Origin of the sequence: Lysinibacillus sp. NPDC093688 (assembly GCF_050280145.1) — a bacterium.
GTDB lineage: Bacteria > Bacillota > Bacilli > Bacillales_A > Planococcaceae > Lysinibacillus > Lysinibacillus xylanilyticus_B.
The window spans coordinates 96,387-122,473 of sequence record NZ_JBNNUX010000004.1 but is presented as its reverse complement, the minus strand read 5'-3'; the positions used below and the strand labels follow the sequence as shown (position 1 = coordinate 122,473).

The following is a 26,087-nucleotide window of genomic DNA, read 5'->3' as shown; positions in this document are numbered from 1 at the left end:
GCCAGAGTTATACCGTAAAGCCAAGCCATCGATGGGCAAAAAAGATATTCTTGGTTCCATCCAGGTCCAATTTGCCAAGTTTTGTCCTAGCCTCTTTTTGTTAAAACATAATAGTAAACAGGACTAAAATTTTCTTCGCGTTCACTTTTAATAAAATCACTTACTTGCCAGCCAGCTTTAAAGTAATGAGTAAACACTTTCCTTGTTTGCAAACGCCACTCTAAAGCAAGATCAAAGTCTTTCTCTTTAATTTTCTGGAATTCACCAGGTACTGGAACAAATAATATTTTATAATCAACAGTTAAATTTGTATTCACTTCCTCAGGAACTGGATATTCATTCTCCCTTTCTTTCACTCTGATAACTGCCAAATCTTCTTGATATTTAGGGAGCTTCCCATAAACTCTATCAACTTTATCTTTTACGTGATCACTTTGAATCCACCAGTCAACATAAAAGCGATCGGACGGAATACCAGAATTGAGACTATCTTTCATTTCCCCATAATAGTTCTCAATATAAGTAGAGCAAACTCCACCAAGCTTTTTAATATTTAAATTGGCATTCACTGTTTCTAATGGATCATACGTCCAAGTAACTAAATCATAACCAATTTTTAAAGCTTCTTTACACTGAGCAAGTTTTAATTGTTCACCAATTCCACTAATGCGATATTCTGGATGCACCCCAAGTAAATAGGAACATAAATAAGTATTGATTCCATTAAAGCCAGCAAAGCTATATTGAAATCCAATAATTTTATCGTTTAAAAATGCTCCAATTACCATTCCACCATTATCTACCGATGTAACTGCATGGGCAACGGGAACCGGATCATCTGATTGCCAAATGATTTTTTCTAATTCACTTACCTCAACAAACTCCTTCACATCATGGATAGGGCGGATTGTAAGTGAAAGGTTTTCGAACTGACCCATATACTTGTTTTCCTTTCTCTTTTCAATTTATATTTTTGCAGCATTTAATAAACATACTGTTAAAATTTTTGTACCGTAATTGAGTGCATCAATTTGAAAAGACATTTGTGGATGATGTAAGCCTGGCTCTAAACCACACCCTAATCCAATCATCGTTGCAGCAATATGCGGATGCTTCATTGTATAGAAGTGGAAATCCTCTCCTCCACGTGTAATACAAGGTTCTACGAGATGTTCAGGTCCACATATATCCGCAATGGATTTTTTTGCTATTTCAATCATCTTCTCATTGAGTGCAGCTGCGGGTACAAACCCTTGAAATTCATAATTAATTTGAGTATTCGTTAAATTCCCTACTGATTCAAGAACTTTCGCTGTTTTCTCTTGCAACTCAGTCATACCTTCATTTGATTGAGCACGTAAATCTAACGTAAATGAAGCTTTTCCTGGAATAGTATTTGCACTTTCCCCTGAATGAAGCTGTGTCATTTTAACAGAAAAAGAACAACCTACTTGAAGTCTAATCCCGTGCAACACTTGGATTAATAAAGACGCAGCCTCAATCACATTACTTCCATTCTCTGGACGCGCTGCGTGCGCCTGCAAGCCATAAATAACACCAACCGTAGTTACAGAGGCACCATGGACAATAGCTGGTGCAGCTTTTCCATAAGGAACTTCGAAAGTTGGACGTAAATGGATGCCAAATAACATCTCAATATCATTCAAAATCCCAGCTTCCATAAACCGCTTAGCACCTTCTCCAGTCTCCTCCGCTGGTTGAAAAATAAATCGAATCGTTTTTTCTGGACGAATACCAGCTTGTTTTAATGCTAACGCTGTATGTAACACCATTGTGCTGTGAGCATCATGTCCGCAAGAATGGTTTGCACGAACAACATGATCAACTTCTTGAACAAGAGCGTCCATATCTGCCCTTAGTCCAACAACATTACTTGTGTTACCTTCAATTTCTACAATGAATCCGTAATGTCCTGAAAAAGTTTGTACAGTAAATCCAGCCGCTTGAAGCTTTGCAATCAAATAAGCTGAAGTTTCCTTTTCTCCCCAACTAGGTTCTGCAAGAGCGTGTAAGTCACGATATGTCTGGATAATATTCCCTTGGTTATCACTAATAAAATCGATTGGGTTTAAATTGCTCATTATTAGCTCCTTAATTAATCAATAACATACATTTATTTAAGTAGATGAATCTCTAAATTAACTTTTCCTTCTAATACTTTCAGAATATACTGTTAGCTCTTGTAAAATATCTTCATTTACATCAATGCCTAATCCAGGTCGTTCATTAAGCTTAATAATCGGAATGTCGTATTGTAAATCACCAACATCTTTTTCAAATTTTAATGGTCCGGTTAGTTCGGCACTTGTTATGATCTTCTTTGAAAATGCAACATGAAATCCTGCTGCAGATCCAATTGATGACTCTACCATTGATCCAATTTGACATTCGATTCCTGCCATTTCTGCCATATGAGCTAATTTTACTGCAGGATATATACCACCACATTTCATTAATTTGATATTCACTTTATCAGCTGCTCGCTTCGAAATGATTTGGCGCATCTCTACACTACTATGCAGACCTTCATCTATCATCATTGGTATAGTCGATTTGCTTTTAATTTCAACCATTCCATCTATATCAATTGCTGTTACAGGTTGCTCAATCCAATCGATAGAGAGTCCTGCTAATTTATCAAGGATTTGTAGGGCTGTCGCACTATTTTTCCAACCTTGATTCACATCAACTCGAATGGCAATGTCTTCCGCAACTCGCTCACGAACTGCTTTGATTTTTTTAACATCTTCTAATGGCTCTGTACCAACTTTTAACTTTAAAGAACGATATCCAGCTTCTACACATTGTGCTGCCTCATCCGCCATATTTTCTGGTGTATCAATACTTAAAACATGGGTAATTGGCATACTTTCACGATAACGACCACCAATTAACATATACACTGGTAAACCTACACTTTTTCCTGCCACATCATAACAAGCAATATCAATTGCAGCTTTTGCGGTTGGAACACCAAAAATTGTCTCGTCCATAAGGTCGTGAATCCGCTCAATATTAAGTGGATTCTCATCAATAATAATTGGTGCTAACGTATGAGCTAGAATATTATATGTGCTTTCTAATGTTTCCCCAGTTACATAAATATCAGGTACTGCTTCACCATAACCAACTAATCCATTATCAATTGTAATTTTAACAATAATAGATTGAATACTATTATATCCGCCATAACTAACTACAAAAGGATTATTCAGCTGCAATTCAATTGCAAATAAATCTACTTGTTTAATCTTCATCATTCTATTCTCATCCTTTTAATTCGTTATTAATATTTTTTTCATTTACAGTATGAATTTAGACGCTTTTGGAACTTTAGCAGTCACTTCTTGATTCGCTGAATGAATTACATCAAATGGTTACGGATTACTCGAATCAATGCTTTCACCATTTATGTATAGCTTTAATTGTTCTGTCGTCCGTTTTCCTCCCTAACTGTTTATCAATCATGTATGTTTATTAGTACAAGGGATTGGCCAGAACGGTTTACTGGCCTTCCCTGAAATCACTTATGCCTCGGCATAAGTGCGTCCAAGTTTTGAAATGCGCTCGCGCAATTGACTCCTTTCATAATCTGTGACATCTGCCGGATGCTTTATCTTCGTTCAGCCGGCGATTGAACACCTGCTGAATGAAGTTAAAATGAATTATCTTGCTAAATCACCACCATTTTCAGCTAATGAAACTGGCACTTCTTTTTTTCGTGTAAATTTAAAGTGATAGAAGATATAGCAAAGCGCTATAAAACCAAATCCAATAAATAACGAAATACGTTGAGTAGGATCAAATGCTGTCATGACTACTAAAACCAAACACAAAGTTATACATACAATTGGAATTAATGGAAAAAGTGGGACGCGATATGTTAAGTCTTCAACTTTACCACCAGTAGCGACATATTGCCTACGGAATCTTATTTGCGAATAAGCAATCACTATCCAAGTGACAATTCCACCAACACCACTAATCGCTAATAATAATATGAATAATGTTTCTTTAGCCACTACACTTGACAATAGAGATACGTAAGCAAAGATTAATGTAATAGTAAGAGCATTCATTGGTACTCCACGCTTGTTCACTTTTCCAAACATCTGTGGAGCTTGACCACTCTGTGATAAAGAGAACAAAATTCTCGCACAAGCAAACATACCCGTGTTACCTACAGAAAGAATTGCTGTTAAAATAACAAAGTTCATAATATCAGCAGCATATGGAATACCTACCATATCAAACACTGTGACGAATGGACTCTCAAGAATTCCTGCTTCTTTCCAAGGAACAATTGCAGATAGTACAAAGTTTGCAAGTACATAAAAAAGTACAATACGTATAATAATTGTACGAATCGCTAATGGGACGTTCCTTTCTGGGTTTTCAGTTTCTCCAGCTGCTACTCCAACAACTTCCGACCCCATGAAAGCGTATACAACTGTCATCATTGAAGCAAATATCCCGATAAATCCAGTAGGCATTAAACCAGCACTTGTAAAGTTTGAGAAGAATGGAGCTTCTTGACCTTGGATTGGTACGATACCAAAAATAGCTGCTCCACCGATTATAATAAATGCGATTACTGTAAGTACTTTAATCGCCGTAAACCAATACTCCATTTCAGCAAATGCTCTAGTTGTTAATGCGTTAATTCCAAATAATAATGTCGAGAATACAAGACACCAAATCCATATTGGAACATCTGGGAACCATCTAGCCATCAATAGTCCAGCTGCTACGAACTCCAAACCTAAATATATCGCCCAGCTGAGCCAGTACGTCCAACCAATCATAAATCCAGTTGCTGGTCCAATAAATTTTTCCGCATGGCTTTGGAACGAACCAGACACTGGCATAATTACTGACAACTCACCAAGACAAACCATAACGAGATACATAACGAGTCCACCAAATAAGTAAGCTGCCATAGCTCCCAATGGACCTGCTTCACCAATAGCATAACCTGTACCTAGGAAGAAACCAGTACCCATAACTCCACCGACGGAGATCATAAATAAGTGTCTACTTTTCATCGACCGTTGTAATTCTTTCGGCTGGCTATTAAACTTCTTTTTCATAATATTCACCCTTTTCAGTTAATTTAACTCGTAGGACTACAATGAAAACGGACGGAAGATGCGTTTTGCATCTCCTGTCTATCAAATTTAATAAACTACAGTTAGATTTGGTGAAACATATTCCATTGAATCACTTTTCGCCGGTTTAAAAATTTCATATGCAACATCTCTTTGATATCTGCCTTGCTTTTTAGCTTCGGTAAAGAGAGTGCGAACATTTTTACGGCAAAGCTTTTCAATATCATCAATTACTGCTTGTGGGTTTGGTTCTACTAATCCAAAAATAACAGCATCGTAAGCTCTAATTGCACCGAGGTTTGCTACGAAATCAATTACAATATCAATAGCTTTCTCCTTGATGATTTCGTCTCCTTCAGCAGAAATCGGGATGTTTGCTGCTTCAACAACTAGGCTTGCTTTTACTTGATTAGCATTAGATTTATGAATAACATCTTCTAGCGCACATGGAATTAAAATATCACAATCTACATCAAGCCATTCTGAGTTTGGACGTACTACATAGTCATTTTCAAAATAATTTTGATCCATTTCACCGAACTCATTCTTATGATTAATTAACTTTTGAACATCTAATCCATCTTCGCTAGTGACAAATAGATTCGCATCAGAAATTCCTACAACTTTATACCCTAGTTGAGATAGTTTTAACGCACAACTTGCACCAACGCAGCCGAATCCTTGAATAACAACTCTTGCACCTTCTCCACCATCTTTATAGTTCCAAGCTTCGTCAGCAGAGAATGCAACGCCATAACCTGTTACTACATCATTCATATACAATCCATCAATTTTTTGAAGTAATAAATCATCGTAATCTTTTATCCCTTTTAAAACAGCTGGATCACTTTTCATAGATTGGGTAAGAGGAATTTCTATCCCAAATTCACGAAAGATTTTCAGTATATCATTATATTTCGTACCAAGGTCACTTCCTAAAGAAACACCGTTGTCAATATACGGTAGCATAGCAATTATATATCTCCTTAATACTTCAAAAGCATCTGGAGCTTTATAATCATAGGCAATACCACCTTTACAACCTCCAGTAGTTTCTGATTCACTTGCTACATATTTATACGCCATCGCTTCTGCAAGACGCTCAACTTCCTCTCTTGTAACGGATGGGTGCATTCTTGTACCGCCACCTGTGTAACCCTTTACAAAGTTGTGTACAACCATCCATCCTTTTGCATCTGTTTCCGTGTCGTTCCATTCAACAATTAAATATGGTTTTGTAGACATGTATACTCCTCCTAAGTCGAAATATAGAATAGATTCTGCATTTTAACAAAGTTAATTTCCACAACAAATAGAGCTTCGGAACTTTCAAAATTACGCTTTGGCGGACGATTTCCAACGTCCAAGATGTCCTAGTGTCGATAATCCCAGCGTAGCGTTTGTATCGTAATTCATATTAATTTGTTTAGTTTCTTGATACTCATCCAGTCCATAAGTGTAAATACTACGACCTATTCCACTATGTTTATAGCCGCCACATGGTGCCTGAATGTTTGTGAGGTGATAAGTATCCACCCATGTAATTCCTGAACGTACTTTCTGATTGACACGTAATGCTTTATTACTGTTGTTAGAGAAGACCGCACCAGCTAAACCATAATCATTGTCGTTTGCAAGACGAATAGAGTTTATATCGCTGCGTTATTTGGGATCCCCCTTGATTATCTCATTACTTTTGGTCACATAGTGTTCAATTCTTTGCAAAAGGAGACAGCCATATATAGAAAACGATCTCTATATGCCCATCATTTTGTTTGCTTATTTGTGCGGACGGAAAGAGCGGATATATTCATTGGAATCTTTATAATTAAGAATTCCAACTGCCTCAACATCAACAACAACCATGTAAGATTTTTTGCTAGCTAAAGCATTCGCTAATCCCTTTTCAAACTCTTCCACAGAAGTTACTTTTTCCGCTTCATACCCCATAGATTTTGCCATCATAACAAAGTCTGGGTTTTTCAAATCAACAGCAGTTTTTCTGCCATAAGCAGCCTCTTGATAATACTTCAAGATACCGTAACCTCCATCATCAAATAACAGAACAATTATTGGCGCATCTTCATGTACAGCTGTAATCATCTCACCAGCATTTACCATAAACCCGCCATCGCCAGCTATAAGTACTACTGGTTTGTCTGGTTGACCCACTTTAGCACCGATCGCCATTGGTAAACCTTGACCAATTCCTCCGCCTGTCATGTAGAGGTAATTTCTTGGTTCATGTACATCAACTAATTTGTTCGCCCAAGTATAACCAGGAATTGTAACATCCGTTACTAAAATTGTGTCATGTGGAAGTTGCTCGTTCATAATTTCAGCAATTTCACCGTAAGGCTCGATTGTACTTCGAAGATCTTCACGAACTCCCTCTCGAACTTCTTTTATCTCTTCTGTATAAGTTAGATCTCGAGTGATTTCTACATCCGCTATACCTTTATTAATTGCTGCTAATACAGCTTTTGCATCACCAATTAAAAAGTCTTGTGTATCAAAGTTACGGTTAAATGCTTCTGGATTCAAGTCAATGTTAATATGATTCTCCGGAATTGGAGTAGACCAACCATTTGTTTCAGAACCTCGGAAACGAACTCCAACGCTAATAAGTAAGTCTGCTTTGCTTACATGCTTCTCAACACGTGTGAACCATGCAAAGTTTCCAATACATAATGGGTGATCTTCAGGAATTGCACCTTTTCCTGATTCACTTGTAATTACACCTGCTTTAATTTTGTTCACTAGCGTTACTAACTCTTCTGATGCGCCAGCGTGAATAATTCCATCTCCTACCCAAATCACTGGGCGTCTTGCGACAGCAATTTTTTCAATAATTCCTTCTGGTAAGGTAACTTGTACTTCTATATCTTCAACAGTTTGTAGATTAACTAGATTATTTTCTGGAATAATCATGGCCTGAAAATCAGTAGGAATTTGAACAGTAACTGGTCCAGTCGGAACAGTTACTGCATCGTTAATTGCTTTTCTCATGAATGGTTTAATTAGTTTTGGACGTTTCAATAAAAAAGCAGATTTATTCACACCTTCCATCATTTTCAATTGATCTTTACATTCATGAATATATCGTTGATCCGTTCCAATATAGTTTGAATCCGCTTCGCCTGTAATGTGAAGAAGAGGTGTACCAGAGTTCCAAGTTTCTGTTAGTGAACCAGCACCATTTCCAGCTCCAGCACCCGTGCTTGTTAATACAACTCCTAGTTTTCCAGTTGCGCGCGAATAAGCATCTGCCATATTGACAGCTCCGCTTTCACCACGCGATGTCGCCATACGGATTTTCCCATCTCTGAGTATCGCATCATAAATCGGCATATTATGAATACTCACAATCCCAAATATAACTTCAACACCAGCGTCAACTAATTCTTCTACAATAGCATCGGCTACAGTGTATTCTTGGTAATTTTTGCTTTTCTCTTCAGCTACTTTCTCTAATAGTTCCTTCATTGTGTTCCTCCCAATATTACATATTTTTTTATTATTGATATGGCAAGTTGCAAGTTAATTGCGACTGTCAATTTTAATTTGCCTTTAACTTGTTGATATTTTTCTAAACTACCATCTGTCATTACCATATTCTCCTGTGTAAACGCTTACCAAAACCTTTAGTTCTCATTGGTTTGATTATTTCTATCTCTCCAATTTGCTAATATTGTCTTTGTATCACTCAAACCAATGGAGTGGTTGAGGGTTTAAATTCATATTAATTTGTTTTGTTTCTTGATACTCATCCAATCCATATGTGCCAATGCTACGACCTATTCCACTATGTTTGTAGCCACCCCATGGTGCCTGAATGTTTGTGAGGTGATAAGCATTCACCCATGTAATTCCTGAACGAACTTTTTGAATGACGCGTAATGCTTTATTACTGTTGCTAGAGAAGACCGCACCGGCTAATCCATAATCAGAGTCGTTTGCGAGACGAATAGCCTCTTCTTCATCTTTGAACTTTTGAATCACAACAACTGGTCCAAAAATTTCTTCCTTAACAATTCGCATATCGCTCGTTACATTGGTAAACACCGTTGGTTCAATGAAGAAACCTTTCTCCATCCCATTTCGCTCAATACGATTACCACCGCAGGCCAATGTAGCCCCTTCTTCTTGACCGATACGGATATATTCAAGAATGCTGTTCATATGATTCTCGCTAACTATTGCACCCGCTTTTGAGCTTTCATCATGACCGGGGCCAACTTTAATTTGTTGTGCGCGTTTTACGTATTCTTCAACAAACTTATCGTATATTCCCTCTTGCACTAACACTCGACTACCAGATGAACACACTTGTCCGCTACCATAAAAGATTCCAAATAAAGCATAGTCAACAGCTGTTTCGAAATCAGCATCATCAAAAATAATATTAGGGGATTTCCCGCCAAGTTCTAATGATACTTTTTTCAAGTTTCCTGTCGCCGCATGCATGATACTACGCCCAACTTCTGTGCTTCCTGTAAAGGAGACAACATCCACCTCGTCACTTTCAGCAATCGTCTGGCCAACGATGGTTCCACCACCCAGGATTAATTGTGCAACACCTTTCGGTAAATCTGTTTCATCGATTAACTGAAACAGTTTGACAGCTGTTATCGGTGTAATTTCAGCCGGCTTTAATATAATTGAGTTTCCTGCCGCAAGTGCTGGAGCTACTTTCCAAACCGCCATTAACAATGGATAGTTCCATGGAACTATTAACCCTGCTACTCCCATTGGTTCTTTCACAATCATCGTTTGTAAACCTTCCATTGCTTCATATATTACACCTGTTTGATTTTGAATAAGGCCTGCATAATAACGAAAAGCGCTAATTGAGTCGGCAACATCACCCTCTGCTTCCCTTAACACTTTTCCGTTATTTTGTGTTTCTAACTGAGCAATTTCAGCTGCATGTTCTTCCATTTTGTCAGCAATTTGTAGTAATATCGCAGCTCTTTCTTGTGGATTTTTTGAAGACCAAACACCACTTTCAAAAGTTGCTTTCGCAATTTTAATCGCTTGTTCAACCTCTTCTTTCGTTGCTTTCGGGGCTTTAGCAATCACTTCTTGAGTTGCAGGATTAATTACATCAAATAGTTGAGGATTACTTGAATCAATCCATTCTCCATTTATATAAAGCTTTAATTGTTCTGTCATCTGCTTTCCTCCCTAACTGTTTATAATATTATTTATGTTTATTAGTACAAAAAACTCTATCGATACACAATGTATTCTTTTGTTCCAACTTACGATGCTTAAATAAGCATGCACGTATTGCATAATTCTTAAAAACTGCATAACTTCAACGTTTTGTTTATAACTTATTCAAAGGTTTATAGTATTCGAACAGATAAGAACTCAATTGAGTTTTTTATACTCACATCTATGTGTTTTCTCCTGTTACATTACATTTTCTCTTTACGATTATTTAGGAATGATTAAAAGAGTCTGTTATTTATAACATTTTTTAAAATGTACTGAAAGTGACGGAAAGTGCATCTTGTGATGTACTTTCCTTTTTATTAGCAAGTTTAAATTATTATTCAGAAATGCCCATTGCTTCCTTGTACTGCTTGTGGAAATGCTTTATGCCATGCTCAGTTGGTGAATAAATCCCATTATCAAAAGCCTTTGTATGAAGCCCAGTTTGCAATAATTCAACGAGATCAAAGTCTTCTTTACGAACTTGATCGACAAATTTAATAAGTTCTTCTTGTTTATCCGTAATTTTCTCGGAACTAAAATAGTAGCTGTAAATTGCCAAAGATTGGTTTGGCGAGATAGGTAGTATTTGGCTTGTCGTTATGTTTCCTTCTTCACCAGGATAAATGCTAATCATTAAGTTAGGCCATACCCAATAGAAAAATGCTGGATCTGCTTCTTCTCCTTGTTTCATTTCAGAATATTGACAAGTGTATGTGTTAAATGTGTCGATATTGTAATTTTCCAAATCAAATGTTTTGGCAAATGCAGGGTGCGCTAATTTACAATGATCACACTCTAAATAATTGTCAACGACTGCTTTCCAATTTGCTTCGATTACCCTTTCAGTCGTTCGGATTCTCTTCAAAGAATTTAAAAACTTATATTGATTAAGACTTTCAACTAAATCACTATATTCGGATTGAAACGACTTAGCGTTTGGATCTAAGTTTACAAAAATGAGAGATTGGTAAATTTCTAGCTTAATAGATGTCATGCAATTATGGTCACCTAAACTAACTTTATCAAAATTTGGTGCACGATTTACTTTTCCGTCTAGTTTGAAAGACCAACCATGGTATGAACAGAGAAATACTTTTTTGTTTCCGGAAGCGCTTTTTTCAACACGTGTACCGCGGTGTGGGCAAATGTTATAAAAGGCATTTACTTTCCCATCGTTGTTTTTGCTAACAATAATGGATTCTCCAGCAATTTCGAAAGTGAAAAAATCGCCTACTTTTTCTAATTGACTCATATGGCCAACGAAGACCCACTTTTTAGAAAAGATATTTTCTTTTTCTTCATCAAAGTATTGTTGTTCCACATAGTTTTTGTAAGACAAAGTCGCATTTGCTTTGTTGCTAAACGTATTGATTGTCATTGTTCTTTCATCCTCCCTATAATAAAAAATGCATTTTGATATCTATAGCTCATATAGCAATTATTGTACCAACTTCGAAAAGACGATAGCATCTAGGTAGAGAAGGTTTTTTCACGTTTAGAAATGGGGAAAGTGAGTATTTCCTAACTCAAATTACGTCTTGTTTCTTATAGTAAACGGTTCGGTCGCGATTTTAATCGAATTTGTTGGACATTCCTCTACTGCAATTTCTAATTCCTCTATAAATTCTTCGTGGATCTCGGTATTACCTGCATTTAGATCGAGTAATGAAAAGGAAAGACCTTCTTCATCATGGTCAAATAAATTAGGAGCGTTTTCAGAACATGCGCCGCATGCTATACATGTTGCGCGGTCCACCATCGTATATACTGTCATATCTTTTCCTCCTCATATGATTTTTAGTATGTTACTTTCTCTTTAAATGTTGTCTCCATCAGGCTTGTGCTATGAAGTGTATGTTTTTTAGCTTGTGGATCAACGTACATTTTCGCCTCATTGACTGCAATCGGCGCCTCTCCAAATCCTGTTACAATTAGCTTTACTTTTCCTTCGTACGTACAAATATCCCCTACTGCGTAGATCCCTTCAATATTTGTTCCCATCTTCGAGTTTACAACGATTGAATTTTTTTCGATCTCCAATCCCCAGTTTTTTATTGGACCTAGCGAAGAAACGAAACCGTAGTTTACAAGAACATCATCTACAGTTAATTCGATTGTTTCTTCACTTTTGTTGTTTTGAATGATGACTTTCTCTATTTGTACGTCTCCGATTAATTTTGTTGGGACATATGGTGTTAGGATTTCCACACGTGATTTTTTTAACAGATCAACACTATACTCATGTGCCTTAAACAAATCTCTTCTATGAACTAATGTTACTTTTTTGGCAATTGGTTCTAACATAAGCGCCCAATCAACAGCAGAGTCACCGCCGCCGAATATTACAACTTCTTTATTAGCAAACTTCTCAATCGTGTCAACGAAATAATGCAAGTTCTTTCCAACGAAAGATTCTTCATTTTCCAACTTCATCGTTCTTGGTTGGAACGCACCATTTCCAGCAGTAATAATAATCGTTTTTGAGTAATGCGTTTGTTCATTAGTCGTAAGTTCAAAAACACCATCGTCGCGTCTATAAATTGTTTGAACTGTTTGGCCAAGACATTGCTCCACTTTAAACTGATTCATCTGTTCAATGAGGTTATTCACAAGGTTTTGCGCACTTACTTTAGGAAATCCTGCTACATCATAAATAAACTTTTCCGGATAAAGTGCCGATAACTGTCCCCCAAGTTGCGGTAAACTTTCAATAATATTGATGGAAGCTTGGCGCATTCCAGCATAAAATGCGGTGAATAAACCAACGGGACCTCCACCAATTATTGTAATATCATATATTTTGGAATATCCATTCATTAAAAAAACCTCCGTTTTTTGCAATTAGAGTAATTATTAATATCAGACATTTACATTACTTCCCATATCATATAGAGTAAATTTAGGCACATCATTTATTCATTCACATCAACATCCTCTCTTCACTTAAAAGTCCTTGATGAACGATTCATAAACTTATAAAGCAATTTTCATGCCACTTTTAAGTAAGCTTGATGTTTAGCTAGTTTCGTTATCAAAATGCGTGAACTCTTGATGATTGAACGAACTTAAATTGACTCACTTTGAATTTTATTAGACTCAATTTTAATGAGGGGGAGGTTTTTAAATGTTCGCTAGTTTATCTACTGATCTTGAAATGGAGGCATTGCTCCAAATTTTAGATTATTCGTCGGATGAGATTTTTGTTCTTGATGAAAATAGACGAATTATTTTTGTGAATAATGCATGTGAACGGCATTACGGATTGAAGAAGTCTGATGTAATCGGAAGATTTAGCGATGAATTGTTTAACGAGGGGTATTGGACGCCGTCTGTACTTCCTGAAGTATACGAAAAGAAAAGACCCATCTTCATAAAACAAACTACTATCTTAGGTGCTGAATTGCTAACATCTGCTATACCTATAGTAAATAAGGATAATGAAATTAAATTAATTGTGACGACAGCACAAGAATTGCAAAACTATAAAATGCTAAAATTGACGCAGCAAAATAAGATAGATTCCAATCGAGAACCCAATGTAACCGAATCGGCGATGATGACAAATAATAAAAAGGTAAAGAAATTGCTTCTATTTGCTCAGAAAGTTGCAAAAACCGAATCGACGATCTTAATACAAGGGGAATCAGGAACTGGGAAGGGAGTGCTTGCGCAGCATATTCATAATGCTAGCAATCGTAAATCTCATCCATTCTTAACCATTAATTGTGCAGCGATTCCAGCAGATTTGTTAGAAGCCGAATTATTTGGGTATAGTGCTGGATCTTTCACGGGTGCAAATAAGGGCGGTAAAATCGGATTAATTGAATCAGCAGAAGAAGGCACATTATTTTTAGATGAGATAGGAGAGTTATCTTTACCCCTTCAAGCAAAATTACTTCGAGTAATTCAAGATAAGATATTCATTCCGATTGGTAGTGCTAAAGAGAAAAAAGTGAATGTTCGTATTATCGCAGCAACGAATCAAAAGCTTATTGAAATGGTAGAAAAAAAACAGTTCCGCGAAGATTTGTTTTATCGTTTAAATGTGATCGATATTGAATTGCCGTTACTTAGAGAGAGAAAAGAGGATATCATTCCGTTAACGTATAAATTTTTGTATAAATTTAATGCCATGTACGAAACGAATAAAGTTATTTCAGAAAAATGCTTAGAGTTGTTTACGGAGTACTCTTGGCCAGGAAATATTCGACAACTCGAAAATGTCATGGAAAGATTAGTGATTATTAGCAATGATGTCATTGATGTGGAGGACTTACCAGAGTTAATGTACCGTCAAATCGAACAAGTACCTCAAGATTCACCTGCTACGTTGAGAGAAGCGATTGATTTTGTGAAAGAAAAAATGGTGAAAAAGTCATATGAAAAGTATGGCAGTTCTAGAAGAGTGGCAAGTGATTTACAAATTAGTCAAACACAAGCATCGAAACTAATAAGGAAATATTGTGATAACTGAAATTAAGCAAGTCAAATCAGAAACAATATATTAGCTCTACGATGCTCGTCACATCTATTCAATAAAAAACTCGACCACTTACAAAAGCGTACCACACTGACCTAAATATATGAGACAAATAAAAACACCTTTCATTGAATAGCGGGTATATAAACCTGAAATACTCAATGAGGAGGTGTTTTTTCTATGGGAACAATGGATGTTTTCTCAGAAAAAAATCAATATTATTTTTAGCATATTATCCCTCCCGTTAAGAAGGTATGTTCTACAGCTACCGAAAACACATTTCTTAAAGTAACTTGTCTGCATTAATCCATGAAGTTATACTGCGCAAAGATGTTGAACTTTAAATGTGCAACATCATATTTAATTGGTTTTTATTTAATTATTTGTAGATTGAGTGAAAAATATTGGTAGTGGTGTTTATATCGTATGCCTTTCTAGAAACCAGTAGGCGTGATTATCCATATTACCTTCAAAGTCTCTTTTCCAATATTGCGCCAAGCATGGGGTTTATGACTTGGAAAATTAATAGTATCTCCAATATTTAAGATATATGTATTTGTATCTATGGTAATTTCCATCTGCCCTTCTAAAATTATAATACATTCCTCATCACCTGCATGATTATACTGAGAACCACTGCATCCTCCCACCTCTACTTCACATAAAAGTACTTGTAATTTTCCTTCTCCTGTTGTCAGCATGTAGTCCGTTAACCTTCCATCTGGATAAGACATTTTTTTTCGTCTATCTTTACGAACGATCGATACATCCTCTATTATTTGTGGATACACTTCATTGTCACTAAATAGTGCAGATACAGGTAATTCTAAAGCATCTGCTATTTTTTTTATAGTTGCAACTGAGCCATCCGTCAAACTACGCTCAAATTGGCTGATAAAGCTTGCTGTTAATCCAGTTTTCTCTGCGATTTTTTCAATGGTATAGTGTTTTTCCTTACGAATTCTTCTAATATTCTCTCCTAATGATTGGTTATTCATAAAAAACCTCCTTGACCGAATTTTCAGAATATTATATATTTTAAGTGACGCTTAAATTTTTATATTTTTTTAAGTGATACTTAAAGTATACCACGAATTGGAAAGAATGGTTGTTTCACTTTTTCATATCTAAGGGGTTTATTTATTATCTAAAGGAGGGGTTATAATGGGCGAATTTATTTTTACAATTGCTTATGGGAGTTCACTAATTGTTTTGGGCTTTATTACAAGGGGTTATTTAAAAAAAATGGAACAGCAAGCTTCTAAACCAACTATACCTAAAAAAGTTGATAAGGCGGTGTAGTCGATGGTATTTATCGTAGGGATCATTGTATCGTTTATTTTATATATTGCTATTGGTGCAATACTATCAAAAAACGTCAAAAATACGGAAGACTTTTATATATCTGGTCGAAGTGGATCAACGTTAATGGTTACAGGGACGTTAGTGGCATCTTTTTTAAGTACTGTGTCTTTTATGGGGGAAGCCGGGTTTTCTTATGAAGGTTATCCGATACCATTATTAATTCTAGTAATTTTTAATGCAAGTGGTTATATATTTGGAGTTTTTCTATTTGGACGTTATTTAAGAAGAAGTAAATCTCTTACTGTTCCTGAATACTTCGGGAATCGCTTTAATTCAAGAAAAGTTCGCTTAATTGCTGCGATTACAACAGTTATTGGAATTGCTGCATACTTAGTGGCAGTAGCTCAAGGCTCATCACTTCTATTGTCCGAAATATTCAATATCCCTTATGCCATAGCAATTGTGATTATGTGTATTGTCTTCGCCTCCTTTACGGTAATGTCAGGTGCAAAAGGTGTAATGGTTAATGACACGATCATGTTCTTTCTTTTCTCGTTAGCAGCTTATGTGTCTTTTCCATTCATCATCAAAGCTACTGGAGGTTTCCCTGATGCTATTATGAAAGCTGCTAATAATGTAGAAAAACCCAATATCTTTAGCTGGCACGGTGTTACCGGATCAGGTGCCTATATGGGATCGCCAACTGATGTATTAATATGGGCAGTTATATTGGGACTCGTATGGGGTTCTGTAGTAGCGATTAGTCCATGGCAAAGCAGTCGATACTTAATGGCAAAAAATGAGCATGTAGCCATTCGTTCAGGTGTTTGGGCAACTATTTCGATTTTTACGATTTATATATTCTTACATTCTAGTATGGCGATGATTAACAATGTGAATTCCTCTATTTACCCTACGGAAAAAGTATTCATTTGGGCAGCAATGCATCTTGTCCCTTCTTGGCTTGGCGTTATCATTGTAAGCGGCATTATGGCGGCAGCTCTTTCATCATGTGCAACATTTTTACAACTTATCGGTAGTAGTATCGCTAATGATATCATTCAACCATTCAGTAAGAAGAAATATAGTGATCAGAAACTACTGAGTTTTAGTCGATTTTCAATGATTATTGTGACGGTTATCGTTCTAATAATTGGTATATGGCAACCTCCTTCTGTCATGTGGATTGGCTATTTTGCAGCAACTCTTTTTGCAGCATCATGGGGACCTGTTGCTTTTTCAAGTGTATTTTCAAAAACTGTAACAAGTCTTGGTGCTTTCTGGAGTATTATTGCAGGATTTTTAGGAGTAATTGCTGGAGAAGCGATCGGCACATTAATTAAGTTACCCATCTACCTCCATCCAGTAATTATAGGATTTATCCTCAGCTCTATTACCCTGTATGTAGTTTCTAAATTTGGTGTTATTACTGAGGAAGAAGTTTCATATCAACGAATGCTTCATCAACAACCAATGGAAGAAAACGAGAAACAAGAAATGGCAATTACAAAACGATACCCTACTTATTTAATCATAAGTGGAATCGCTCTCGTAATTATCACATTTGTTTTCTATTATTTGCCTATCTCACATGCTTAAAAGAAGGAGGATTTGCTATGTCAGTATTTAAATATTTATTTACACCTGTTGAAATTGGAAATACGATAATCAAAAATCGTATTTTATCAACAGCACATCAAACAAATCACGTATTGGACGGTATTCCTACAGATGATTTAATTGCTTATCATGTTACTCGTGCAAGAGGTGGTCTTGGTCTGATTATTTTAGAAGCTGGTGCAGTGCATTCGTCTGGTCTTTTAACAACACATACAATTGCCGCTTTTGATCCTAGTATTAAAGAAATCTATCGTAAGTTGATAGAGAAAGTTTCTCCATATGATACGAAAGTGTTTGCACAACTTTTTCACGGTGGACGTGAAATTGTGTCCAGTAATTATCGATCTGCTGCACTTGCGCCCTCTTCTATTCCAAGTCTGCGTTTTGGCACAATGCCACGGCCAATGTCATTCTCAGAAATTCAAGAGGTGATTACAGGTTTTGCTAAGTCAGCGCGCAATGCAAAGGATGGCGGACTACATGGTGTTGAGATTTGTTGTTCCCATGGGTATTTGCCGGCACAATTTTGGAGTGAACAAACCAATAAACGCAACGATGAATATGGTGGAAGTTTTGAAAACCGTATGCGTTTTATAGTAGAAACAATACAAGCAATATGGAAAGAAGTTGGCGAAGATTTTACTGTAGGAATTCGAATGAGTTCTGATGAGATGACAATAGATGGTTTAACTATTAAAGACTCTATCAAAATTGCAGAGTATTTGACGGATAAAGTTCGTGTTGATTTTATTAATATTACTGCTGGCGATTCCAGTACTTATGCAGGTTCTACTCACATCGTTCCGCCGGCTCCGATGAAACAGGCTTATTTGGCCCCTGATAGCTTTAAAATACGTCTAGAAGCAGCAGTTCCTGTATTCGTTGGTTCACGAATTGTAGACCCGATTCAGGGTGAAAAAATTATTAGTAGTGGTCGAGCAGATATGGTTGGAATGACACGTGCTACTATTGTCGATCCTAATATGCCGAATAAGGCAAAAAATGGTGAACATCAAATGATAAATGCTTGCATTGGCTGTCTACAAGCATGCATTGGGCATTATCATAAAGATTTACCAATTGGTTGTGTTCAGAATCCACAAGTAGGTAAAGAAGAATTCTTTGAGCGTGTTCTTCAGCAAAATAACCCTTCTAGAAAAGTACTAATTATTGGTGCTGGACCTGGTGGACTTGAAGCAGCCATTACTGCGGATACTATGGGTTATGATGTAACAGTAGTGGATCAATCGAATCGTATTGGTGGGTCACTAAATTTGATGCTACATGCACCACAACGAAATGAAATGGCTTCAGCGATGCTCGACAATTTTTCACGCCAACTGGCATTGACTAATATTCAACTAAAGCTTAATACAAAGTTGTCTCCAAAGGAAATTGAAGAATTTAAGGCGGATGCAATTATTTGTGCAGTTGGTTCACGACCTTATATTCCTAATGTTGAAGGAGTAATGGATGAGAGAGTGATATTAATTGATGATTTATTTAAGAAAAACATATTTAAAAAGAAAGAAAAGGCAATAGTATTTGATTTTAAAGGAGATTGGGCTGGGCTAGAGGCAACTCTTTATTTAGCAGAAAAGGGTTGTCAAGTAACACTTGTTACTGCGCGTTTATATATTGCAGAAGATGTACATCAGTATTTACGAAATGAATACATGAAGCATTTATACGAGGCAAATATCGAAATGATTACACATCACGATTTTGGTGGAATCTCGAAAGATGGAATTCACATGCGTAATCTATTTACACATGAGAAAAGATTAATAAATGCTGATCATGTTATTTTAGCTGTTGGAAGAATACCGAATACAGAACTGTTTGAGACAATAAAGAACATGGCTCCTTATGTTGCTCAAATTGGTGATTGTCTCGCACCAAGAACGATTGAAGAAGCAACGTTGGAAGGTCTAACAACTGTTACTCAAATTGAAGAACAAATAACTAATTCTTTGAATTTAAATATATAGTTTAAACCTTGGTATCTTTGAAAAGATTACTAACGTTAAACACCCTTATCTAAATATAGATAAGGGTGTTTAACATCTATTAAATCATTAATCTTCCTCTTTTGTACCAATTGATCGGGATGAAATTGCAAGCCCAATACCGGATATTTCGTATGCTGAATGGCCATAATCTCTTGATCATCTTAAGCAGTTTTGTTGTGTTTACTCTTGTTTAATTTGTATTTTTCTGATGGGCGCCCTTTGATATCAAAGCTCTATGCAAAGCATCATATTCTTTTATTTGAAAAAATTTTAGTGGCCAAACTTTATATCGCCTAACTCTTCAGGTATTCTCGTTTTAAAATCAATAATCTATGTATTACTCCTCCACGAACATGTATTGTGATTCTTTAACAACCAGTTACGTTTGTTACTCTTATGAATAATTTTTAAGTATATTGGAGAAATCTACATTAAACGATAATTCGCATTATTTAAACGAATAATCCCCTTTTGAACGATAAATTATAGGAAACTTCCGATAACTAGAAAGTTGTGACCAAGGTATTTATATTATGTAAACTAAAATTATTTGGCGTGGAGGAGGGCCTTGATTCATCAACTACCCATAATATCTGTACTTGTATATGGACAAGAATGTCCAGACATAATATAATTCCCTACTTTTTGGACAAGAATGTCCTACAGACAAATTAAAAATGATGTTGAAGCTTATGATTATCTACTTTTTTATCAACAATGAACTAATGTTCCTTCAAATAAGCCCGTTCTAATTTAGAACGGGCTTATGCTTGCTTGTGATTTTGTTCAACTGCAGTTAATTAAACCTTTTATTTAACAGCTTGAATAATAGCTGAGACAATATAATTTTCTAAATCATAATTAGGTTCTCATTCACAGATAAATTCTTTGGAATCATTTTTTGGTTCACAATTGAGATATTTGTAAAGCCTGCATCTTTTAAAAGTACTATCTTTCCCATAAATCTTTAGGATTTTATTATATGCACCTATACTATTTCCTTTTAAAAACAGAGAATGGATATATAAAACTGATTCTATTAATAAATTCTTTGAACTTTTATCTTGAAAATCACTTATTAAATTAACACTATAAAGCATAATATAACAAGAATATTTGATACGAATCATACATATATTGATTTTAGTATTTCATTAAAACAGAAGTCTATAATTATCCTAAGATGGATTTATAATATATGCGAAAATTATCTATAAAGATAGGATGATGACAATTATTGAAAAATCGGTTCTTGCTATGGTTATTTTACGTGTATTGTCTGGAAGTATTGAAGTAAGTGCTGGATTGTTGATGCTAAAGTTGAATAATTTAGAAAAAGCATTCTATATTAATACAATGCTTGCATTGGTTGGTCCAACAGTTTTAATCGTAACGACAGCAATTGCATTATTTGGACTAGCTGATAAAATTCCTGTGACGAGAATCATTTGCCTTTTTACGGGAATAACACTTATTATTATTAGCTCACATGTTAAGTAATATGGACATTCCATTTCTTAATCCTTGCTAAACTCTTTATTACAAACCTCACATTTATTAGCCGTAATTTTTTTCCTTTCTAAACAATATCTTTTGATTATTCTTCCTAATAGTGTTCATTAGTTTGCTGTAGCGTGTGACGACGCTGCGTTTTTTTATGTATAAGTAACCTCTACCTGCACAAATTTATATTGAATGTATCGCACGCAATTATTCGGTTGTGGCGTTGGTTGACCGTCACATCCTCCCTCATTCAGGGTCACCTTAACTCAGTGACCCTTTTATAATTTCTATTCTCAGATTGTATAGTAACATTACACTGCATCAGTTAGTTTTCTACTTGAATAAAGAATGAATCTATAAAGCAACTTCTTTAGGCTTAACATCGATCAACAACATTTTTCGACCTCTACCCATATTGGTAAATAAGTTCCTCTATCTTTGTTTTTGTCAGTTTACTCTTCAACTTGCCCAGTTCCAAAATCCCTTTCAATTATTTCCGATAAGAAAAAATATTGATTGCCATTAAATTTAACTTCTTATCTTTACACCTAAATCTTCTAGCGCTTCTCTTCTTGCTGCACCTGCTTTTGGCTTAGGTTAGATTTTTGTCTGACAATTGGAAGTGCTATTAATTGTTACGCTGAATTTTTTATTCGTCTTAAGGAGAATCTAGATTAAACGATAATTAGTATTATTTAAACGAATAATCCCCTTTTGAACGATAAATTATAGGAAACATCCGATAATTAGAAAGTTGTGACTAAGGTATTTATATTATGTAAACTAAAATCATTTGGAGTGGAGGAGGGCTTAAATATGTTAATCCCCCATAATACCCGTACTTTTTAAGTTGCAATTTTGAAGTTCCTTATAATTTTCATGTGAACGCTAACTCTCCTTTTTTACGATAATGGGATGATTTTGTACAAAATAGGTCGCCAAATATTGTCTTAAAGATCACTACCTTGCTTATAATTTTTCGTACGGGATTGAATCACCAAAGACCGATGATAAACTCCCCGTCTATATGACATTAACAGATCTAAAACAGCTATTTGCTTTTTAAGAACGCGACCAATCACGTTTTGTGATGCGGAATGAGATAATGTTTAAATCGCTAGCAACAACAGGTCTAAGACGTTCTGAACTTGTTTCTTTAAACTATCTCCTTCAAATACCCCTAATAAAATGTCGGTGATCCTAGCCCTGTTCTAGTGGGTATTTAAGTTTAAAGGTCTTTTGATGTTCTAGCCCATATTTTAATAGATCCGAATAAATAATTGTGCTCCCAAATGTAATTTTTGAATATTCCCTTCCCTTTGTATAATCAGGTTGAACAGCAGCAGCTTCCGATTCAATTAGATTTTTGAGGTGCTCTATAATATATGCATCTCTTTTTTGAATCTTAATTTTTAAACCAACATGATAATTCACAATCTAAATATTTTTTTCTTCTATATGCATATCTTCTTTAGTTTTATTTATTAACAGGAATGCTGCTCCTTAGTTCAGGAAGAATTTTCAAATACAATCGAAATCGTCATACATTTTTAGTTTACATAAGACATGGTAATGAATACTTGGTTCTAAATACCAATTGGAGAGTAGTTGTAAAGGTGGCGATTTGCTGCACAATCCAAAATCGTTTCATGCAAAGATCTCAAGTATGGGTCTTAGACTAAGCCTCTTCATTAATTAAACATATTCTTTACTATACTCTAAGAATGGATGTTAAAAGTGTTAAATCCAATGCATTTAAATGTAGGACATCAAATGTTTCCTGGTTTTCCAAGATACAAAGGAATAGGAGGATCACGTGATGGTTCACGCAGTTCAAGGAATCATTTGTTTAATTTCTGGTTTAAACAAGAAAAGTCGATGGGCTACAGTGATTTAAACAATTCTGATAGATGCTTTGTAATACACAACGATAACAATCCATCCAGATGAAAATACATAAAAGAAAAGCTCCGACGGAACCCACCTCTGCTGCCCTTCACTTTTCTTTCAACTTTGAACTTCGATAGGAATAACACAGAAAAAGTTAACTAGTAAGAACTAGTTAACTTTATATACAGACGCACTCAATAAAACATTGAGTGACATACTTTTAAGATAGCGAAAAATCGCCTGAAGTTTTTAAAAAAATAAGTTATTCCAAAAGGAGTTACTGCTCGTGCGTCGCCGGTTTCGCGAAGTACGACGTCTCCTGCTCGTGCGTCGCTGGATTCGTGAAGTACGACGTACCCTGCTCGTGCGTCGCTGGATTCGCGAAGTACGACGTACCCTGCTCGTGCGTCGCTGGATTCGCGAAGTACGACGTCTCCTGCTCGTGCGTCGCTGGATTCGCGAAGTACGACGTACCCTGCTCGTGCGTCGCTGGATTCGCGAAGTACGGCGTACCCTGCTTGTGCGTCGCTGGATTCGCGAAGTACGGCGTCTCCTTCTCGTGCATCGTTCGTTACTAATAGGATCCTGGTGCATGAAGTGACCTAACCCTGAGTTGTTAGCTATTTCTACTGCTTTCTGTATAAATAACATATTCAACCTCCTTTCATCTTAATTAGAGAAAGAAGGTAGATTCCTTTTAAAAAAGAATCAAACCCATGCCTCAGCACTTTTCTCCCCCTTTTCGTAATATATGAGGTTGTACTAAAGATGTTAGAGATAATCACATAATTTTCAAAAGTAAAATATAAATTTTATATCTTTTGTGGAATCTTACATTTTTGTTTTATAGGAATAATTTAAAAATGAAAGGAAAGAATTCGCGTGGATAACGGCATAATAATACCTGAATATCAGCTTTTTATTCATCCTTTAGATTTAAGTGAACTTCGTAAAGATATTTGGTGTGACGATCCTATCTCTGCCAAGCTAACGATTAACAAAAGAAAGTGTGATATTTATATCGTCTATCGTGGCTCCCATATCCGGGATTTTCGAAAGAAGTCGTATCACATTTCGTTTAATAAGCCAAGTACGTATAGAAATGCCAAAGAAATTCATATCAACGCAGAATATAAAGATCCTTCTCTATTAAGAAATAAACTATCGCTCGATTTTTTCAATGAAATAGGGTGCTTATCTCCAAAGTCCCGATTTGTAAATATGAAATTGAATGGGAAAAATGAGGGACTTTATTTGGAATTAGAATCAGTGGATGAGCATTTCCTTAAAAATCGACAACTACCGCAAGGACCAATATTCTATGCGGTTGATGGCGATGCAAACTTTTCGTTGATGAGTGATCTTGATAAAGATGTAAAGAAATCACTTAAAGCTGGCTATGAATTAAAATATGGGACAGAACAAGATGAAATTCATTTGCAAAAAATGATTATTGAAATTAATACCATTTCAAAAGCTGAATTTGAAAATGCAATTGTGAAATACCTCAATGTTGATCAGTATATTAGATGGTTGGCTGGCGTTGTTTTCACCCAAAATTTTGATGGTTTTGTTCATAATTACGCATTATACCAGAATAGTGAAACTAGGCTATTCGAAGTTATCCCATGGGATTACGATGCAACATGGGGAAGGGATGTAAACGGAAAAGTGATGGCGGAAGACTATTTACGAATCGAAGGATTTAATACGCTTACCGCAAGAATTCTCGACGTAAAAACATTTCGACGTCAATATAAAAACTTGCTAAAAGTTATTTTGAACAACCAATTTAATGTAGACTATTTGAAACCGAAAATACATGGTATGCATGATTTAATAAGACCTTATATTCAAAAAGATCCTTATAAAAAAGACGATATACATTTATTTGATAAGGAACCAGAGTATATATTGGATTTTATTGAAGCACGTGCGAAATATATAAGAGGGAAATTAGATTCATTAGATTAAGTTGTTGCATCATCTTACAAAACTCTCTTTCCAAGTGGTAAGTGCGTTGTTGTCGCTTGAATTAGCACACAATTATCTGCACTGTAAATATAGTAAAATCGTTTAAGTGGTATTCTGATATGCTCCCTATTAGGTAGACAGATTAAAATCTGTTTATCTAATAGGGAGTATTTTTTATGGCTCGAAGTAAACATCCATATGTGAGAAGTATTATGACACTAAAAGTGATAGATGATTACATTTACTTCTATAATCATCATCGCTATTAGAACCGATTTAACGACCTGAGTACAGTTGTAGGTACTGCAAATTGATCATGTTACTGGCCAATGGACCAACTCTATGTTCTTTAATGCCCATTTTGCTTGCTCAGCACACCGAAATTGAATACATTTTATTTTACATAACAGTACTTTAAATCTTCCTTTGCAAAGATCCCTTATTTGTGTCTTAGTCTAAGCCACTTCATTGATTGAACATAGCCTATACTATATCAATTGAAGGGAGTTAAAAAAATGGTAAATCCAATGCGTTTTAATGAAGGACGCCGATTTTTCTCAGGTATGAGCCCATTTTTCGCAGTCGGGAGACCATTTTTCCCCAGGTATGAGCCCTTTTTTCCCTTGACTCGGAAGTAAATTGTTTCCCTGTTTTCCTAGTCATAACAAACACCTCCGAATAAGTATGTTACTGTACTTTAACGCGCACGGACGTTCTAACCAAAAACCAACAGTGCTAATAAATAGAGCCTATTTATTAAGTAGATAATTGCCGCGGTTCCTGTTAACAACAATTCATATTATAGAAAGGAGGGAAATTACTATGTCCGAATCTTATGGTAGTGGTACTGGTTCAGCATTTGCACTAATTGTTGTTCTATTCATTCTTCTGATTATTGTCGGAGCTGCTTTCATGCATAAAGGTTATTAATACCCAATACGCCTATAATGC

Annotated in this window: 21 protein-coding genes and 1 pseudogene; 7 read left to right on the top strand and 15 right to left on the bottom strand. The window is 35.8% G+C overall.

The window, feature by feature from the left end; genetic code table 11:
• Nucleotides 1-86: 86 nt before the first annotated feature.
• From ACQKN2_RS05455 to ACQKN2_RS05400, 12 genes and pseudogenes are all read right to left on the bottom strand, one after another.
• Nucleotides 87-938, bottom strand: a complete 852-nt coding sequence (locus tag ACQKN2_RS05455) for a GNAT family N-acetyltransferase (RefSeq protein WP_427414060.1) — start codon at nt 936-938, stop codon at nt 87-89.
• A 27-nt stretch (nt 939-965) separates the two neighbouring features.
• Nucleotides 966-2,102 (bottom strand): amidohydrolase, encoded by a 1,137-nt coding sequence (locus tag ACQKN2_RS05450; RefSeq protein ID WP_427414059.1) that lies wholly within the window; start codon nt 2,100-2,102, stop codon nt 966-968.
• A 57-nt stretch (nt 2,103-2,159) separates the two neighbouring features.
• A complete protein-coding gene (locus tag ACQKN2_RS05445; RefSeq protein ID WP_427414145.1) occupies nt 2,160-3,278 on the bottom strand; it encodes a mandelate racemase/muconate lactonizing enzyme family protein in 1,119 nt (372 codons plus the stop codon).
• A 408-nt stretch (nt 3,279-3,686) separates the two neighbouring features.
• Nucleotides 3,687-5,111, bottom strand: coding sequence for an amino acid permease (locus ACQKN2_RS05440; RefSeq protein WP_427414058.1), 1,425 nt, complete (start codon nt 5,109-5,111; stop codon nt 3,687-3,689).
• A gap of 87 nt (nt 5,112-5,198) precedes the next feature.
• A complete protein-coding gene (locus tag ACQKN2_RS05435; protein WP_427414057.1) occupies nt 5,199-6,374 on the bottom strand; it encodes a Glu/Leu/Phe/Val family dehydrogenase in 1,176 nt (391 codons plus the stop codon).
• 90 nt (nt 6,375-6,464) lie between these two features.
• A pseudogene (locus tag ACQKN2_RS05430) lies at nt 6,465-6,773 on the bottom strand (aldehyde dehydrogenase family protein); the annotation flags it as partial.
• A 135-nt stretch (nt 6,774-6,908) separates the two neighbouring features.
• Nucleotides 6,909-8,615: a thiamine pyrophosphate-binding protein gene (locus ACQKN2_RS05425; RefSeq protein ID WP_427414056.1), complete on the bottom strand. Its 1,707-nt coding sequence runs from the start codon at nt 8,613-8,615 to the stop codon at nt 6,909-6,911.
• A complete protein-coding gene (locus ACQKN2_RS05420; protein WP_427414055.1) occupies nt 8,612-8,737 on the bottom strand; it encodes a hypothetical protein in 126 nt (41 codons plus the stop codon). Before ACQKN2_RS05420 ends, ACQKN2_RS05425 begins: the two co-directional genes overlap by 4 nt.
• Nucleotides 8,738-8,831: 94 nt before the next feature.
• Nucleotides 8,832-10,304 (bottom strand): aldehyde dehydrogenase family protein, encoded by a 1,473-nt coding sequence (locus tag ACQKN2_RS05415; RefSeq protein WP_427414054.1) that lies wholly within the window; start codon nt 10,302-10,304, stop codon nt 8,832-8,834.
• A 382-nt stretch (nt 10,305-10,686) separates the two neighbouring features.
• The gene (locus ACQKN2_RS05410; protein ID WP_427414053.1) at nt 10,687-11,730 is read right to left on the bottom strand and encodes an aromatic ring-hydroxylating oxygenase subunit alpha; all 1,044 of its coding nucleotides are present in this window, start codon (nt 11,728-11,730) and stop codon (nt 10,687-10,689) included.
• A 153-nt stretch (nt 11,731-11,883) separates the two neighbouring features.
• Nucleotides 11,884-12,126: a ferredoxin gene (locus ACQKN2_RS05405; protein ID WP_427414052.1), complete on the bottom strand. Its 243-nt coding sequence runs from the start codon at nt 12,124-12,126 to the stop codon at nt 11,884-11,886.
• A gap of 23 nt (nt 12,127-12,149) precedes the next feature.
• Nucleotides 12,150-13,169 carry an NAD(P)/FAD-dependent oxidoreductase gene (locus ACQKN2_RS05400; RefSeq protein ID WP_427414051.1) on the bottom strand — a complete coding sequence of 340 codons (1,020 nt, stop codon included), beginning with the start codon at nt 13,167-13,169 and terminating at the stop codon, nt 12,150-12,152.
• A 307-nt stretch (nt 13,170-13,476) separates the two neighbouring features.
• On the opposite strand from ACQKN2_RS05400, the gene ACQKN2_RS05395 reads away from it, so the two are divergent.
• Nucleotides 13,477-14,826, top strand: coding sequence for a sigma-54 interaction domain-containing protein (locus ACQKN2_RS05395; RefSeq protein ID WP_427414050.1), 1,350 nt, complete (start codon nt 13,477-13,479; stop codon nt 14,824-14,826).
• Nucleotides 14,827-15,266: 440 nt separating this feature from the next.
• Here ACQKN2_RS05395 and ACQKN2_RS05390 read toward each other — a convergent pair whose 3' ends face one another.
• A complete protein-coding gene (locus ACQKN2_RS05390) occupies nt 15,267-15,830 on the bottom strand; it encodes a helix-turn-helix domain-containing protein (protein WP_427414049.1) in 564 nt (187 codons plus the stop codon).
• A gap of 166 nt (nt 15,831-15,996) precedes the next feature.
• On the opposite strand from ACQKN2_RS05390, the gene ACQKN2_RS05385 reads away from it, so the two are divergent.
• From ACQKN2_RS05385 to ACQKN2_RS05375, 3 genes are read left to right on the top strand one after another with little or no spacing between them, the layout of a single operon-like run.
• The gene (locus ACQKN2_RS05385; RefSeq protein WP_427414048.1) at nt 15,997-16,134 is read left to right on the top strand and encodes a hypothetical protein; all 138 of its coding nucleotides are present in this window, start codon (nt 15,997-15,999) and stop codon (nt 16,132-16,134) included.
• A gap of 3 nt (nt 16,135-16,137) precedes the next feature.
• Nucleotides 16,138-17,736 (top strand): sodium:solute symporter family protein, encoded by a 1,599-nt coding sequence (locus ACQKN2_RS05380; protein ID WP_427414047.1) that lies wholly within the window; start codon nt 16,138-16,140, stop codon nt 17,734-17,736.
• A gap of 17 nt (nt 17,737-17,753) precedes the next feature.
• A complete protein-coding gene (locus ACQKN2_RS05375) occupies nt 17,754-19,748 on the top strand; it encodes an FAD-dependent oxidoreductase (RefSeq protein WP_427414046.1) in 1,995 nt (664 codons plus the stop codon).
• Between the two features lie 35 nt (nt 19,749-19,783).
• Here the strand turns inward: ACQKN2_RS05375 and ACQKN2_RS05370 are convergent, their stop codons facing one another.
• Entirely contained in the window at nt 19,784-19,918 is a 135-nt protein-coding gene (locus ACQKN2_RS05370; RefSeq protein ID WP_427414144.1) for a hypothetical protein, read from the bottom strand.
• 1,075 nt (nt 19,919-20,993) lie between these two features.
• On the opposite strand from ACQKN2_RS05370, the gene ACQKN2_RS05365 reads away from it, so the two are divergent.
• A complete protein-coding gene (locus tag ACQKN2_RS05365; protein WP_054611762.1) occupies nt 20,994-21,269 on the top strand; it encodes a YqhV family protein in 276 nt (91 codons plus the stop codon).
• A gap of 2,142 nt (nt 21,270-23,411) precedes the next feature.
• Here ACQKN2_RS05365 and ACQKN2_RS05360 read toward each other — a convergent pair.
• The gene (locus ACQKN2_RS05360) at nt 23,412-23,813 is read right to left on the bottom strand and encodes a CotG/ExsB N-terminal domain-containing protein (RefSeq protein WP_427414045.1); all 402 of its coding nucleotides are present in this window, start codon (nt 23,811-23,813) and stop codon (nt 23,412-23,414) included.
• A gap of 231 nt (nt 23,814-24,044) precedes the next feature.
• Between ACQKN2_RS05360 and ACQKN2_RS05355 the strand changes: the two genes are divergently transcribed.
• Together ACQKN2_RS05355 and ACQKN2_RS05350 are read left to right on the top strand one after the other, a co-directional pair.
• Entirely contained in the window at nt 24,045-25,136 is a 1,092-nt protein-coding gene (locus ACQKN2_RS05355; RefSeq protein WP_427414044.1) for a CotH kinase family protein, read from the top strand.
• 822 nt (nt 25,137-25,958) lie between these two features.
• Nucleotides 25,959-26,066, top strand: coding sequence for a YjcZ family sporulation protein (locus tag ACQKN2_RS05350; protein WP_427414043.1), 108 nt, complete (start codon nt 25,959-25,961; stop codon nt 26,064-26,066).
• The last annotated feature ends 21 nt before the right edge of the window (nt 26,067-26,087 follow it).

What these genes read in the sequence shown, in the direction of transcription:
- ACQKN2_RS05400 (WP_427414051.1), bottom strand. Translation starts at nt 13,169, where the DNA reads ATGAATGGATATTCCAAAATATATGATATTACAATAATTGGTGGAGGT.
- ACQKN2_RS05455 (WP_427414060.1), bottom strand. Translation starts at nt 938, where the DNA reads ATGGGTCAGTTCGAAAACCTTTCACTTACAATCCGCCCTATCCATGAT.
- ACQKN2_RS05380 (WP_427414047.1), top strand. Translation starts at nt 16,138, where the DNA reads ATGGTATTTATCGTAGGGATCATTGTATCGTTTATTTTATATATTGCT.
- ACQKN2_RS05350 (WP_427414043.1), top strand. Translation starts at nt 25,959, where the DNA reads ATGTCCGAATCTTATGGTAGTGGTACTGGTTCAGCATTTGCACTAATT.
- ACQKN2_RS05440 (WP_427414058.1), bottom strand. Translation starts at nt 5,111, where the DNA reads ATGAAAAAGAAGTTTAATAGCCAGCCGAAAGAATTACAACGGTCGATG.
- ACQKN2_RS05395 (WP_427414050.1), top strand. Translation starts at nt 13,477, where the DNA reads ATGTTCGCTAGTTTATCTACTGATCTTGAAATGGAGGCATTGCTCCAA.
- ACQKN2_RS05415 (WP_427414054.1), bottom strand. Translation starts at nt 10,304, where the DNA reads ATGACAGAACAATTAAAGCTTTATATAAATGGAGAATGGATTGATTCA.
- ACQKN2_RS05425 (WP_427414056.1), bottom strand. Translation starts at nt 8,615, where the DNA reads ATGAAGGAACTATTAGAGAAAGTAGCTGAAGAGAAAAGCAAAAATTAC.
- ACQKN2_RS05375 (WP_427414046.1), top strand. Translation starts at nt 17,754, where the DNA reads ATGTCAGTATTTAAATATTTATTTACACCTGTTGAAATTGGAAATACG.
- ACQKN2_RS05360 (WP_427414045.1), bottom strand. Translation starts at nt 23,813, where the DNA reads ATGTTATTTATACAGAAAGCAGTAGAAATAGCTAACAACTCAGGGTTA.
- ACQKN2_RS05420 (WP_427414055.1), bottom strand. Translation starts at nt 8,737, where the DNA reads ATGACAGATGGTAGTTTAGAAAAATATCAACAAGTTAAAGGCAAATTA.
- ACQKN2_RS05450 (WP_427414059.1), bottom strand. Translation starts at nt 2,102, where the DNA reads ATGAGCAATTTAAACCCAATCGATTTTATTAGTGATAACCAAGGGAAT.
- ACQKN2_RS05365 (WP_054611762.1), top strand. Translation starts at nt 20,994, where the DNA reads ATGATGACAATTATTGAAAAATCGGTTCTTGCTATGGTTATTTTACGT.
- ACQKN2_RS05390 (WP_427414049.1), bottom strand. Translation starts at nt 15,830, where the DNA reads ATGAATAACCAATCATTAGGAGAGAATATTAGAAGAATTCGTAAGGAA.
- ACQKN2_RS05410 (WP_427414053.1), bottom strand. Translation starts at nt 11,730, where the DNA reads ATGACAATCAATACGTTTAGCAACAAAGCAAATGCGACTTTGTCTTAC.
- ACQKN2_RS05405 (WP_427414052.1), bottom strand. Translation starts at nt 12,126, where the DNA reads ATGACAGTATATACGATGGTGGACCGCGCAACATGTATAGCATGCGGC.
- ACQKN2_RS05435 (WP_427414057.1), bottom strand. Translation starts at nt 6,374, where the DNA reads ATGTCTACAAAACCATATTTAATTGTTGAATGGAACGACACGGAAACA.
- ACQKN2_RS05385 (WP_427414048.1), top strand. Translation starts at nt 15,997, where the DNA reads ATGGGCGAATTTATTTTTACAATTGCTTATGGGAGTTCACTAATTGTT.
- ACQKN2_RS05445 (WP_427414145.1), bottom strand. Translation starts at nt 3,278, where the DNA reads ATGAAGATTAAACAAGTAGATTTATTTGCAATTGAATTGCAGCTGAAT.